The following is a 14,701-nucleotide window of genomic DNA, read 5'->3' on the forward strand; positions in this document are numbered from 1 at the left end:
GTTGGAAGATCAGTGAAGGAACCGCTGGTCTGGTAAGCACCGGTACCCAATGCATATTGATATGGTGCAGTTCCACCGGCACCGGTAACCGTTATGGAACCGGTGTTTGGTCCGGCACAGGTAACATCAGTTTTGGTGGTGTTTCCTGTAACGGTATTAACTGCGGCTGCAATGGTAACACTAAGGTCTCTGATACAGAGATTTGCATCACGTACATGAACCGTGTAAGTGCCTGTTGGAAGATCAGTGAAGGAACCGCTGGACTGGTAAGCCCCGGTACCCAGCGCATATTGATATGGTGGCGTTCCACCATCACCGGTAACAGTTATGGAACCGGTGTTTGGTCCGGCACAGGTCACATCAGTTTTAGTTGCGTTTCCTGTAACGGTATTGGTTAGTTGAGTGATGGTTATGTTAGCAGTATTGGTACAGCCAGCTGCATCTCTTACGATAACGGTATGTGCTCCTGCAGCCAGGTTGCTAAATGTTCCGGAGGATACAAACGCACCGGTACCATCTAACTGGTAAGTATAAGGTCCTGTTCCACCGGCACCGGCTACAGTAACCGCACCCGTGTTACCACCGGCACAGGACACATTGGTCTGGCTGGTGATGCTTGAAGTGACGGTGTTCACTGCGGCTGCAATCGTAACACTAAGATCAGTGATGCACAGATTTGCATCACGTACATGAACCGTGTAAGTGCCTGTTGGAAGATCAGTGAAGGAACCGCTGGTCTGGTAAGCACCGGTACCCAATGCATATTGATATGGTGCAGTTCCACCGGCACCGGTAACCGTTATGGAACCCGTGTTTGGTCCGGCACACGTCACATCAGTTTTGGTGGGTGTGCCGGTAACAGTATTGTCGGTCTGGGTGATGGTAATGTTAGTAGTGGTGGTACAGCCAGCTGCATCTCTTACGATAACGGTATGCGCTCCTGCAGCCAGGTTGCTAAATGTTCCTGAGGATACAAATGCACCGGCACCATCTAACTGGTAAGTATAGGGTCCTGTTCCACCGGCACCGGCTACAGTAACTGCACCCGTGCTTCCACCGGCACAGGTAACATTCGTCTGGCTGGTGATGCTTGAAGTAAGGGTATTGGGTGGAGCACTATTTATTGTTACAGGCGCAGTTGGACTTACACAAAGCTTGTCATCCCGGGCTATAACCTGGTAACTACCTGGAGCAAGCCCGGGAAATAGATTTGCGGACTGCCATGTAACACCATTATCGATAGAATACGAAAATCCCTTGTCCGATCCACCGCTACCAGTTGCTGTGATAGTGCCAGTAACAGTTGAGCAATCTGGCTGAGTAACAGCTGTTGCAACCGCAACTGCGGGATTGATTGTAACAGTACTTGAATTTCCTGCCAAAGCCTGACACTCCGTACCAGGATTCAACACCACAGTATACACACCAGAAGATGTTGCAGTATAGGAAGATGCAGTCGCTCCCGGGATACTATTTCCATCTTTAAACCATTGGTAGGTGAAGTCGGCGGAGGCCTGCAGCAGTACAGAACTGCCGGAACAAACAGCGGCTGAGGCAGGGGAGATTGTTCCCACCGGTGGCGTACATGCCAATGCGCCGAAGGTCATCATGTCGTTGAACTGAACTTCAGTGCCTGCAACCGTTGCAGAACCACCAAACATCCACAAATTCCCGTTGTTATCGGTCCATGTGCTTAACTTGGACCTGTTGCCAGGATATGCTGTATTGGAAGAAATACCTTTCGTAGTGTGCACAGGTGGTTTGTCAAACCCCTGCTCCCCACTTATCCATGACCACAGGCCCGTGGTTGTATTGAAACGCCATAGATCACTATACCGGCGATTGTTATAATCAAGGCCGCCAAACAAATACAGGTTATTGTTTCGTGTCCAGCTATTTGCACTTACGCGGTTTCCCGGATGTGCACCAAGGATCTCAATGTTTAAAAGGCCGTAAGAGGTAGGGGCATTTGGAACCGAGGTTCCGCTCACCCAGGTCCACCGTTTTGCACTGATATCATAACTCCACAAATCGCTGGCTACCTGACCGGAACCACCAGCTGTGAATACTACGTTTCCTCCATATAAATACAGATCTCCGTTCGCACCTGTCCACCCAGTCGACCCATAGCGACCACCCGGGTTAGTAATTGCATCACCAAAACCCAGTACCCCGTAATGAGGAGGAGTTCTGACAGACTGATCTCCACCTTCCCAGGCCCATTGTCCGGATGGAAAATGAAATCTCCACAGATCATTCTGATAAGCATCTACCGGCCCAACACCGCCATAAATCCAAAGGTTATTTTTTCCATCCGACCAGCCAACTGCGGAATGTTTACCCCCGGGCGTATTTGCCCGGTCAGCAATTCCTTTCGAGCCAAATACAGCGGTCGCGCCCCCCGTCTGTGAACCGGTTACCCATGTCCACATCGAAGTTGCAGGCTCAAATTTCCATAGGTCATTCAGCACCTGCGGAGATGATCCGATCATCTTATAGCCGCCAAATAACCAGAAATCGCCCTTGTCATCCACCCAACTCGTTGCCCGGCTATCTCTTGATCCCGGCCAGTTCGTGGCGGCCGGCACATTCTTAGTCCCAAAAACTCCATTTGTCTGCGTCACCGTTTTCTCACCGCCAACCCAGGTCCAAAGACTTGTCCTTGGGTTATATTTCCACAAGTCGTTGAGGTAACCACTGGCACCAGCGCCATCAAAACCATATCCACCGAAGAGCCAAAAATTGCCGGATGCATCTGTCCATTTACCCGCGGCAGTCCGTGCTCCGGGTCTGTTGCCAGCTGCAGTGACACCTTTGGTTCCGTAAACGCCGGGACTGTTCGGTTTACTTTCGCCATCGGCCCAGGTCCAATCACTGCCGGCACCAACCTGTGCATAGGAGAGACTAACCCCTGAACATAAGAGAATGGTAAACAGAAGTAGGGACAAGCAACACTGAATATAGATCCGCATGAAATTTTGTTAGTTTGGGTCGATTTATTGCTATTTCCCGCATCATTAAGTGTAATGAAGGAATAGCCTTTAATTAGGATGAAACCCGGGTCAACCCCGGAAATGCGGTTTATCTATTGAATTGGATCGGCCGTATCCCGACGTTCGATCGGGATTCAGCGGTTGCTTAACAGGATGGATTTATGTTCTTACTATACGGATGTTCTGAGTACGTCGTTTAGTAATGTGGTCATTTTTACCCGGTCACATGATGCCGGTATGTAGCGGCGGGTTATTTGTACTGGACCAACCTGAACCCGATATATTTTTGCTTTTCACCCGGATCCCGACTAATCAATTCCACAAAGTCTTTATTTGCGAAGGTCCCACCCCTCACTATTTTTTGCGTTCCCATAGAAGGTCCCGTAGGATCAACATTGTTCTTGTTGCTTTTAAGATACTGGAGATCGTACCAGTCAGCGCACCATTCGGCCACGTTACCCATCAGGTCATAAGCCCCTGATCTGTGTGGTATTCGTGTGCCAACCGTATGCGTTTTTCGTTGGGCATTGTTCTCATTCCACGCCACGTTATCCCCGTACTTCGGGCCACCTCTTTTGTTGATGTATTCGCGATTATCAAGTCTTACTGCATAATCCCATTCTGCATTGGTAGGCAGACGAAACTTAGCTTCGGAGGTTTCATTCAGGATGCGTATAAAATCGTCAACTTCGTTCCAGCTTACATTTTCAACAGGACAATCACTGCAATTTTTGTTCTCACTGTTATTGTAGCCCATCACCTGTTGCCATTGCAGCTGGGTAACTTCGTATTTTCCCAAAGAAAACGGTGAAACAAATACCGAGTCCCTGGAATTTTTACCGGCAGAGGTTTTGGGATCATCTTTTTTATACTTGCCTCCAGGAAGAGGAGACATGTTTGCAGACAGTTCGCTAACCGTCTGCAGTATCGTATTCCGGCTTACATAAAACGGAACCGGGTCCGTAATATCGACCTTGTTGATTTCGATAGCCTCGGAACTGGTTGGCTGAACAGCAGGCACGGCTGAAAAGGTGAGACTGTCCTCCAGGCCTTCAAGGGCAGGATTTAAACCCGACATAGGAATGTTTACGACCTGGTTATTCCCGAGGATAGTAATTGTGGTGTTGTAGAGCTCACGTGTAATTTTGCTTTGGGCAAGAACTTTGTGTTGACCGAAATCCAATGGTATAATTTTCGGTTCATCTTTATTTAGTGTGCCAAACCATTTTCCATTTATTTCCAGTAAACAATCTTCGCTGGCTGTAAAAACAATGTCCAGCTTTTGATCCACTTTAACGGTCTGTGGCTTTTGAGCTTCTTCTTTGATGACCTTTGTTTTCCTGGATTTTTTTGAAGCCGTTGTCTGAACCGGTGGAGGGGTTGTTTTTGCCACAGGTTTTGGCACCTCTTTGGGAGGACTTTTTTTGGGAATGAACTTCTCAGGTACGGCCTGTGAATAGCCTTTCATGAAAAAAATTCCGATACACACCAGTAATAAAAAATATTTTATCATCAGTTTTCAATAATTAAGACGGGTAATCATACTTGAAACGGTTGTCGTGACTAATTTATACGGAGGTTACTGGGCTGATCTGCAGATCCGAAAACCTATGTTGCCACCACGGGTTGTCTCGGGGTAAGCCATCCTGAAAGTGGACCGGCACATCAGATCTGAAGTGAACCACGATCCGCCCCTGGCGACTCTTTCAGTGCCGTTGTCGGGGCCAAAACTATTTTCAGGCCTCGCTGATGAATAAAAATCGTCGCTGTAATAATCGTAACACCATTCCATCACATTTCCGCTCATATCATAAATGCCCAGTTCATTGGGCAACTTCTGGCCGATCCTGGCCACATTTTGTTTTGAGTTCCCATCGTACCATGCTACCCGTGACAGGGTATCATTTCCGCTGTATTTATACTGCTTTGAATTATTACCACCCCTTGCAGCGAACTCCCATTCAGCTTCCGTAGGCAGCCTGAAGGCAAGCCTGGTTTCTTTAGAAAGCCATTTGCAATAATTCATCGCGTCTATCCAGCTAATATGAATAACAGGCACGTCCATGTCCTTCACTTCGATCAGCCTGCCGTAAATATCGTTTGTCCAGTTAACATTTTCTCCTTTTACCCACTGACCTTGCTTATAGATCCAACTGAAGCCAAGCGAATCAGAGGTGGTCATATACCTCGTCTCAGTGATGAAATGAGAAAACTCTCTTACAGTCACCTCATACTTTCCGATCAAAAAAGAAGACAGAATTACATTATGGGCCGGTTTTTCATTCTCCTGTGCATCCCGGTCATTACTCCCCATCAGAAATGTTCCTCCTTCCACAAGTGTCATCTCAGGGGTCTCAAACAAGGCATTCGATGCCGAAACACTTGTTCCCTTATTTGGCCTGGTGGCGCTTTCAAACAAAAATTTATCCAGTGCGAAATAGCCACCAACCAGCACGACTGCAAGGCAGATGAACAACACTATCCTCCTTCGCCTCCTTTTCCGGATCTGGATTTGTTTATTTGAAGGCCGGTTCAGAGGAGTCAATGGCGGTTTGTTGACATGCCTCGGCTTATCCGGATCCCAGGCGGGGTCTTTTGGTGCGACCGGGGGATCAACGTCTATGGTTACAGGGGGTTTTAGTACAACTCTATCCCGGCCAGTACTACGTTCCGGTTCTTTCCTTGGTTCCCTTGGCGGTAATACATAAGCCCCTTCACTGGTATGTCGGAGGTCTTTCGGGTCTGCAACAGGTTTAACATCCGGGCTCAGTTTGGCTAAAGGAGCGGGCTTTTCTTCGGGATCGATACGTACGACGGACGCTGGTTTTTCGGGCAAAATGATCCGGGAACCGGTGAGAGGAGGGTCCGACAGCATTTTTTCGTCATCGACAATCCTTTTCCCGGCAGCCGGTATTTCTTCGGATGATAAGCGCTTCGCAATATTCACCTTCTCTTCAGCATCAGCACGGTTCGAAGTGCCAGTTTTCTCTTCAACGACTACCCGGTTGAGCGGCGCATACTTTTCCTGGGGACCCGTGACCTTGTTTAAAGGGCGGGTTTTACTGTTCTGGGATTCTGGAAATGACTCGGGAATCTCTGGGATTAACGGCCTTTTTGACGCCCCGGGTCCATTTGCAGGAATTATGGGCCTGATCTCTCCCTTTGATCCTGAATCTGATCCTGAATCGTTTTTGAGTGGACGAACGTTGGTGTTTTTTTTATCACCGGGGGAAGTTTTTGAGACAGCAACTTTGACATCGGCATATTTTTCAAAAACCCTTATAAGTTCGGCCGCGGTCTGAACGCGTTCAGATGCATCTTTAACGATACATTTGTTTACTACTTCCTTATACTTTCTTGGCAATGGGTTAAACTGGGCAAGTGGAAACTTGTAGAGAATATTAGACATTACTTCACCTTCACTTGTCCCGGTACTAATACTTCCAAACAATTTGTTATCTGTAATAGTTTCATAAACCATCAAACCAAAACTCCAGAGGTCAAGGTTAGAAGTGATTTGCCCGCCCATTCCATAACGCTTTGGATTGAAATGTTCAGGGGGCATGTACTCAATTGTACTCATCACTGCGGTTGAACCCGGATTGGAGGGATCAGATAACCTGGCAATGCCAAAATCAATAATTTTCGCTACCGGCAGGTCATCGTCAACGGTGATTAGTATATTCTGCGGCCGGAGATCGCCGTAAACAATACCATGCTTGTGCAGGTAGGAGAGCCCCTTCAGAATATCAACAAATAATTTATCAGTATACGCTGGTTCTGCTTTGACATAGTTTTCAAAATTGCCGGCTTCGAGATATTCCATTACCGCGACAACCACATTTTCCGTCTCTCCCATGATATTTTTCGTGGAGATTAATTCAACCGCATAAATTTTACACAGATTAGGGTGATCGAGTTTACTGGCCTTCTCTAGCGTGTTTAAAATCTGATACTTTGCAGAAGCTTCGGCAGAAAAAAATTTGAGTGCAACCGTTCTATGGGCTACAATATCCCGGGCCTTGTATATGCGCGAAAAAACACCGTTACCTAAAAGATCAGATTTAGGGTCAAACTCATATCTCTTTTGAAAATCCATTTCGTCAAAAATATCTTCTTTATTAAGGTCAATGCTATCGTCCCAGTTTCAAGAAATGGACAATCAGTTCAACCGATTTAAGCTCAACTCCGGGAATTAAGCTTCTAATCATTTGTTTTTTCAGGATAATGGCGACGGCGACTGAAAGAGTGGTCAGGCAAAGATGCCCTGGCTAACCATTAGTGAGTTGACTTCAATACAATTGGATTGCATCAAATGTATGTATTTTACCAATAGGTTTAGCCCGAAACATCGCTTTTAACGGCAAACCGGCCGGGATAAATTTTGAATTGAAACCAACCTTAACTTCAGCTAAAACAGGTATTGCTGCAATATCTTTGCCGGATTCCTGCAAACAGCTTTTCAGACCTGTAATTTACCTTATGTTTCCAAGAAGATCGGGCAAAAAAAGTGAAAATTTTGAGATCCGCTTATATGATGGGCCAGCGCCTGGTTCGGAAACCTGGGACTGGGCCGAGAAGTCGGGGAATGAAAACAGTTTTGGTGTTTCCACCGTGTGGAACGTGGGGAATCCCACACTTACCATGTTTCAACCGGAACAAAGTAATATAAATGGTACTTCCATTGTGATCTGCCCGGGTGGCGGGTTTCATTTCCTGGCCATTGAGCATGAAGGCGGTAATATCGCCAGGCAGTTGGTAACGCTGGGCTTTACCGTTTTTATTTTGAAGTACCGACTTTTTCGCGTCCAGCATGAAAACCCATTTGATGAGATGATTCATACTCCGGACAAAAATGCCTGGGACCGTGAAACTGAACCAATTATTCCCCTGGCGATTGCGGATGGACGGGAAGCAATTGGATATGTCAGACGAAATGCGGCTGAATTAGGGGTACTAACTGACCGGATTGGCATCATGGGATTTTCAGCAGGTGGCCTGGTGGCTGCTTCCTCGGCTTTCAACTACACTAGAGATAATCGCCCCGACTTTGTGGTTGCAGCATATCCTGATATGCCCGAATCCAGGCAGTCGCCACTTTTTTCCGACGCCCCGCCTTTATTTCTTATGTGCGCAACGGATGATGAACTCGGCTTCCCGGAACATGTGATCAGTCTTTACAATCGCTGGCTAAAGGCCAAAGCTCCAGTTGAGATGCATCTGTATGCCAGGGGTGGCCATGGATTTGGCATTGGCACTGAAAACAACACTACAGGAAGCTGGATGAGCCAGTTTGTGAAATGGTTGGACCTGGAAGGTTTTATGTGATGATCGAATTGCGGACTTCGACTTTCAAACTCTGGCCGGGTTGCTTACTTCGTCCTTGAGGCCAGGTCCTTAGGCGCAATTGGCATAGGTACCACGTTCTTTACGGGTTTGGTTGATTTAAGAAATGCAAACATTGCTTTAATATCCTCGTTGCTTATGTTTTTATAATTTTCCCAGGGCATAGGTGGCAACAGGGGCCTCGTGTTATCAAGACCTTTGAACTTACCTTCTGTTAACGCTTTACGGAACTGCTCTTCCGTCCAGGATCCGATACCTGTTTCGTCTGAAGTGAGGTTTGCAGAAAACGACGCCCCCCATGGACCTATCATAGACGTTCCACTCATATTAAAGAGCACCCAATTTTTTGCAGTGGCCGTGTCGAAAGGAAATAATGGCATATCTGAAGGATGGCCGGATAACATCCTGTCCATATCCTTTGCTGGTCCCTGTGGTGTCATTTTCATAGGTGTGTGACAATCATTACAACCCATCATATCTACCAGGTATGCTCCTCTTTTAATAAGGCTGTCATTAGATATCTCTGTTACCGGTTGCTTGTCCGCCTGGGCAGTACTGCATGAAATGGCTATGGCGACCGTGGTAGTGAGCAAGCAAAAAATTACAATGTTCTTTTTCATAAAAGTGTTTGTGTTGAAAGGTTCATTTTACGCACGAATCTGCCATCCTTTTATTAATACCGGTGGTCCCAGCTGTGTGAATTGATTAAAAACCGACATGAATTGAGGTGCACAAAAAATGGGTGAAAATCCAAAATCTGTTTGCTACGCTACTTGGATCATTCCATCCAAATATGTCCCAACTGATGTATCACTTAATTGCCATCGGAATGTTTCTTACAAATCTTTGCGTCATAAAAATCAGCAATGAAAAATATTATCCTTCTTTATTTATGTGCATGTTTTGTCGCCACCCCTGCCAGCGCACAGCTGGGAGGCTTTGCTAACAAGGTAAACAATAAGGTAACTACCAGGGCGGCTCAGCGGGCAGATCAAAAAATTGATAAGAAGATAGACGAAGCGTTAGATGCAGCAGAAGGTAAACCGGCAAGCCAGTCTTCAACAGACAAGGACAAACCCGTTACGAATTCATCAACTACAAACGGAAATGCTGCTGACAAGCCATTCACCAGTTACTCAAAATTTGATTTCGTTCCCGGGGAAAAAATCGTTTATGCTGACGATTTTGCCAAAGATGAGATGGGCCAGTTGCCTATGCACTGGAACACGCAGGGCAAAGCAGAACTGGTAAAAGTTGATAAAATGGATGGAAACTGGCTTCGTTTGTTTTCGACTGCAGTTTACCTGCCAGGTAACAAGCAGTCGTTTAGTAAGAACTTTACTGTTGAATTTGACCTGGTGCTTGACCTGCACAATAACGGTTATACCTACCCGTACTTTTCATTTGGCCTGTTAAGCAGCGGCGATGCTGACCCGGCTGATAATGAATTCCTGAAATCTTACCGTTCTATCCAATCAGCCGAAATATATCTCCGGCTTGCTTCAGGAGGGGGAACCGGAACCTATATGGAAAGCTTCGATGGAGGTAAGAAGCATTTCCAATCGGAAACACAACAACTTTCCAACCTTGAAAATTTTTATGGGAAGTCGACCCATGTCTGTATCCAGGTGCAGGAAAGCAGGCTGCGCGTTTGGTTCAATGGTGAAAAGAAATTTGACCTGCCACGTGCATTGCCGGTAACAGCCCTGTTTAATAATATGTTTTTCCGGACCCACGCATCCAGTTATAAGGAAGATCAAATTGGTTTCTATATCTCAAATATCAAAGTAGCAGCGGGACTTCCTGATGCACGTAATAAGCTACTCGAAGAAGGTAAATTTTCGACAACAGGGATTTTGTTTGATGTTAATACTGCAACCATAAAACCGGAGAGTAATGGAGTGCTGAAGGAAATGAGTGACATACTCAGCAAAAACCCCGATCTGAATATCCTTATCGTTGGACATACCGATAGCGATGGGAGTGATGCCGATAACCTCCTGTTGTCGAAGAAAAGATCAGCGGCTGTAAAGGCTGCATTAGTGGCAGGTTCCGGCATTGATGAATCACGTATCAAAACGGATGGTAAAGGCGAAGCTGACGCCATCGGAGATAACAAAACAAAAGAAGGGAGGGCAGCAAACAGGAGAGTTGAATTCATTAAACAATAATCCGCTACGGATATTCATTTATCAAATTATATACAAACAAAATCATTATTTAAATCAGAGTTATGAAACAAATTTTTTCAAGTCGTTCTATTTCGATGTTAAAGTTAACAGGTCTTTGTATGATGCTTTTGGCAACCGGAGTTTCATTGTCATCTTATAAGCTTGCGGCAAAAACTGCCGATGATTTATGGAAGCAACTCGGCATCAGTCAGCAACAAGGTTCAGAAAAAATCAAGAGTAGTTTTATCAGCGGTTACCTGGACTATTGGGGTGCAAGAAATATCAGGAATATAAGTTCAGGAAATAAGGCAATGGTGGCAAAGGATCTGCTGGTTTATACAAAAAACTATCTGAACAGTGATGCAGTTAAAAACGCTTACGCGAAAGAACGTGAATCCGTTAAACCAACCCCACCGGCAGCAGCGAACACTGTAACCAGGGAAGATATTCGCAAAGAGCAGATTGAAGGCATGAAAAAAGCCATCGCGAATACGGAGGCTATGATCAAACAATTCCCGGACATGGAAAAATCTGCCCGTAAGTCGCTCCTTGAATTTGAAAAGATGATCAAGGATTTCGAAAAGCCGGACAGCGAGCTAATTAACATTCTTTACCAGGGAAAACTTGCCGAAAACAAAAACAATGAGGACCGCTACAACGAGAGTCTGCGGAGCTGGGAAAAGAACTTTCCAGCTGATTACAGGTCAAAATTACGGTCATACCTTGAGAAGTATTTAAGTATTGCTTCAACTGTTGATTTCAATGCGGAGCTCACAGAAAAATACAATAAGAAAGTATTTGTCAAGTCTGCCTATGAAAGTAAAGACGACGAATGGAAAATGATTTTCAGGGCAGGCAAAGAGGTTTACGAGGTGGCTAAACCATTTGCAGAACAGTGGTTGAAAGAGTTATCTGCAAATTAGTGTGTATGAATTGAACAAAAAGCGGTATGGATTGGTGAAAGCATGCTATCCCTGACCCCAATGTAATGTACAGGTTCATTACATTTGAAGGATAAAATCAAAGCTTTGCGTTTAATATTTCTGCTATTCGTTTTACTGGTTTGTTCCAGCTCCAACATGCAGGCACAACCGCAGAAATATTTATTCACTCATATTGGAATTAAGGATGGCCTGCTGGCTGACGATATCCTGGCCGTTCAGCAGGACGCAAAGGGGTTCATCTGGATAGCATCTCAGAATGCCTTGCAACGTTATGATGGACAGCGCCTGCTAAATTTTTACCAGGACCCTGCAAATGAGAATTCATTGCCGAAGGGTGGCATCAGGGGTATAAAAATGGACAAAAAAAACCGCCTCTGGGTGCTTTCGGGAACGGTATCCGTTGGCTATTTTGATGTTAATACCTTTAAATACAAAGCGGTTAAAGTCAAACAGGCTCCGCGCGATGCGGCCCAGGCTGGAACCGCTTTGTATATCGACCGGGATGATAACGTCGTTCTGATTTTTGTTGGCCATGGGTATTTGACTTTCAATGAATCAGAAGGCGCGTTTTCTGAAGTCAATAATCCTTTCAAAATCCCGGAAGGCTGGGAACCCTTGTATATGTGGCAGGATTCATCCCATAATTTCTGGGTCGGATCACAATCTGGTTTACTAAAATACAACACCCTGAAAAAGCAGTTGTCCTACCGCGGACACAACACTGAACAGGACCCCGTAATTCGTCATTTTGAATATGCAAGAACGGTTGTTTTTGCGATGGTTGACCGGGCCGGGAGGTTTTGGATAACATCATGGCCGGAAAACAGGTTACAGATCAGAAGTTACTGGCCACCCAGTGATGCGGAAGCAGACTGGTTCGGCCCTGTGAACCGTGGTCTTAAAGGACAATATTTCGAACTACAGGGTGTGAACGAATTCAGTGATGGTTCGCTATGGATGGCCGGCGTAAACATGCTAGCGAAGGTAAATGCTGCCAAAAGTGAGATAGAACCGGTGTTTAGTAATGCCTCTGAGGAATATAGCATCAGGTATGATCACATATTCTCCTTGTTCGAAGACCGTGAAAAAAATATATGGGTCGGTACGAACAAAGGTTTGTTTTGGTTCAACCCGGGCGCCCAATTGTTTAAATCAGTTACAAACAGAACACCTGAAAGTGATTCAGCCTATACTTCCGATGTTACCGATGTGCTGGAGACAGCAGATGGTAAACTGCTGGTGAGTACCTGGGGTACAGGCGTCTTTGTTTATGATCAGTCCTTTAAACCATTGGCTTCGAAATACACCGAGCGTAACAATCCGCTTGCAGAAGGGATGGTGTGGTGTATGCTGCAGCGCCCTAACGGTGATATCTGGAAAGGTGTACAGGACGGACATTTATACATATACGATGCGGCCTCAGGCAAACACGCCAGATTGCATCCGCCGGTCTTTGAAATCAGCACGATTCGCCAGATGGCGCAGGATAAAAACGGCAACATCTGGCTGGGAACTAATCGGGGGAACATTATCAAATGGGAGGCATCGACCGGAACTTTTGTGCTGCAGCACAGGTTGAAAGCGATTATCGGGAGAATTTATACAGACGATGAAAATTATGTCTGGATCTGTACTGACAAAAATGGGGTATACAAGATCAGCGCAGATAATGGCAAAATTGAAGCATGTTACGGAGACCGGGGCGCTGCGGGTCAGGTATTACGGATAAATGGTGCGGCAGATGTAATCAGGTATAACGACTCACTGGTCATGATTGCAGCAGACGGCCTGGCAATGTTACATGTTCGTACCCAACAAATCATTTACGCAGCCGGACAAAAGAACGGACTTCCGTTTCCGAATATTTCTAACCTGGTTAAGGACAAAGCTGGTTTTGTCTGGATGACAACATCTGCAGGCATCATGAGCTATCATCCATTTAAAGGAAAACTTAGCCGGTACAACGCGCAGGATGGCTTGCCAACCAATACCTTCAATGTTGGAAGCAGTGCATACTTGAAAGATGGGAGGATCGCTGTCGGAACGAATCACGAAGTCATCGTTTTTGACCCGACCCGCGTCACAGTCAGCGATTATGTTCCTCCACGGGTTCAGATCTCCGGCTTTGCGGTGATGAACAAAACACTGAATTATGACTCTTTAAGTAAGTTGTCACAGGTAAGTCTCCAGGACTACGAACATTCAGTTACAGTGGAATTGTCTACGCTAACATTCCAGAACATCTATGAGATCTATTACCGGATGGAGGGGCTTGATAAAGACTGGGTACCGGCCGGCAACTCGAAACAGGCAACTTTTAATTATCTGCGACCAGGGACCTACATTTTTAAAACTGCCTGCCGCGACGGAAACGGCCGGATGGGGGAGATCACTGAAATTAAGATACGATTGTTTCCACCTTTCTACCAGACCTGGTGGTTTTATTCTCTTGTTGTTCTCCTGATTGTTGCCCTCGCGTTCCTTGCAGACAGAATAAGACTCCGGCATATTTACCGTGAGCAAAAGATCAGGTCAGGCATTGCAGCCAGCCTGCATGAGGAGGTGAATACGACACTGCAAAACATAAATGTGCTCAGCGAAATTGCAGGTTTCAAGGCTGATGATAACCCGGAGCAGTCAAAAGGATTTATTTATGATATAAAACAGAAGAGCCGAAATATGGTTGTTGCCATGGGCGATGTGTTGTGGAGTATAGATCCGCTTAATGACGACATGGATAAAACTATTGCCCGTATGCAGGAACATATTGAATCTTTAAGGAACAGGCACCAGGCGGGCATCGAGGTTCGTATCGATCCTAAGATCAAAAAAACAAAGCTTGACATGATCATGCGCCATGAAATGATGGTCATATTTAAGCTGGCGCTTGTGAACCTTGTCGAATTGCTTCAGTCAACACATACCGTGGTTCAACTGGACAGGGGAAAAAAGAGTCTCATCTTAAATATCTATTCAACACAAAATGCAGCGACAAGGTCACCACATTTATTGTCGAAAAATATAAATGAAATGAAAAAAAGAGCCGCCAATATCAATGCGACCCTGGATATTCAACGCGATGAAACAGGCTCCTATGTATTGCTGATAATGAAAGTATAACGCTCGATTGTGATGCTGATATTGAAGGTGAAATGCTCAAAGTGTTGTTGATATTGAAAGTGAAATGCTCAAAAGTGTTGCTGATAGTGAAGGGGAACATGCTCAATTGCGTTGCTGATCATGAAGG

Annotated in this window: 8 protein-coding genes; 4 read left to right on the forward strand and 4 right to left on the reverse strand. The window is 45.6% G+C overall.

Annotated features, from left to right (window positions below):
* The 3 genes from ACX0G7_RS00005 to ACX0G7_RS00015 all read right to left on the reverse strand — a co-directional run.
* On the reverse strand, positions 1 to 2,948 hold a 2,948-nt coding region (locus tag ACX0G7_RS00005; protein ID WP_458921337.1), incomplete at its 3' end, for a kelch repeat-containing protein.
* Between the two features lie 295 nt (positions 2,949 to 3,243).
* Positions 3,244 to 4,506, reverse strand: a complete 1,263-nt coding sequence (locus ACX0G7_RS00010) for a formylglycine-generating enzyme family protein (RefSeq protein ID WP_458921338.1) — start codon at positions 4,504 to 4,506, stop codon at positions 3,244 to 3,246.
* Between the two features lie 66 nt (positions 4,507 to 4,572).
* Complete coding sequence (locus ACX0G7_RS00015) at positions 4,573 to 7,092, reverse strand: SUMF1/EgtB/PvdO family nonheme iron enzyme (RefSeq protein ID WP_458921339.1); 2,520 nt, start codon at positions 7,090 to 7,092, stop codon at positions 4,573 to 4,575.
* Positions 7,093 to 7,475: 383 nt separating this feature from the next.
* Here ACX0G7_RS00015 and ACX0G7_RS00020 point away from each other — a divergent pair, with 383 nt between their 5' ends.
* A complete protein-coding gene (locus tag ACX0G7_RS00020; protein WP_458921340.1) occupies positions 7,476 to 8,321 on the forward strand; it encodes an alpha/beta hydrolase in 846 nt (281 codons plus the stop codon).
* A gap of 44 nt (positions 8,322 to 8,365) precedes the next feature.
* Here the strand turns inward: ACX0G7_RS00020 and ACX0G7_RS00025 are convergent, their stop codons facing one another.
* Positions 8,366 to 8,959 (reverse strand): diheme cytochrome c-553, encoded by a 594-nt coding sequence (locus tag ACX0G7_RS00025; protein ID WP_458921341.1) that lies wholly within the window; start codon positions 8,957 to 8,959, stop codon positions 8,366 to 8,368.
* A gap of 246 nt (positions 8,960 to 9,205) precedes the next feature.
* On the opposite strand from ACX0G7_RS00025, the gene ACX0G7_RS00030 reads away from it, so the two are divergent.
* From ACX0G7_RS00030 to ACX0G7_RS00040, 3 genes are all read left to right on the forward strand, one after another.
* Positions 9,206 to 10,510, forward strand: coding sequence for an OmpA family protein (locus ACX0G7_RS00030; RefSeq protein ID WP_458921342.1), 1,305 nt, complete (start codon positions 9,206 to 9,208; stop codon positions 10,508 to 10,510).
* A gap of 62 nt (positions 10,511 to 10,572) precedes the next feature.
* Positions 10,573 to 11,433, forward strand: a complete 861-nt coding sequence (locus ACX0G7_RS00035) for a hypothetical protein (RefSeq protein WP_458921343.1) — start codon at positions 10,573 to 10,575, stop codon at positions 11,431 to 11,433.
* Positions 11,434 to 11,538: 105 nt separating this feature from the next.
* The gene (locus ACX0G7_RS00040; RefSeq protein WP_458921344.1) at positions 11,539 to 14,574 is read left to right on the forward strand and encodes a ligand-binding sensor domain-containing protein; all 3,036 of its coding nucleotides are present in this window, start codon (positions 11,539 to 11,541) and stop codon (positions 14,572 to 14,574) included.
* Positions 14,575 to 14,701: the final 127 nt, after the last annotated feature.

The sequence above is a fragment of the Flavitalea antarctica genome (assembly GCF_054461535.1).

Bases quoted from the DNA above. Each gene is read 5' to 3' on its own strand.
- ACX0G7_RS00025 (WP_458921341.1), bottom strand. From the start codon at position 8,959: ATGAAAAAGAACATTGTAATTTTTTGCTTGCTCACTACCACGGTCGCC.
- ACX0G7_RS00015 (WP_458921339.1), bottom strand. From the start codon at position 7,092: ATGGATTTTCAAAAGAGATATGAGTTTGACCCTAAATCTGATCTTTTA.
- ACX0G7_RS00030 (WP_458921342.1), top strand. From the start codon at position 9,206: ATGAAAAATATTATCCTTCTTTATTTATGTGCATGTTTTGTCGCCACC.
- ACX0G7_RS00035 (WP_458921343.1), top strand. From the start codon at position 10,573: ATGAAACAAATTTTTTCAAGTCGTTCTATTTCGATGTTAAAGTTAACA.
- ACX0G7_RS00020 (WP_458921340.1), top strand. From the start codon at position 7,476: ATGTTTCCAAGAAGATCGGGCAAAAAAAGTGAAAATTTTGAGATCCGC.
- ACX0G7_RS00010 (WP_458921338.1), bottom strand. From the start codon at position 4,506: ATGATAAAATATTTTTTATTACTGGTGTGTATCGGAATTTTTTTCATG.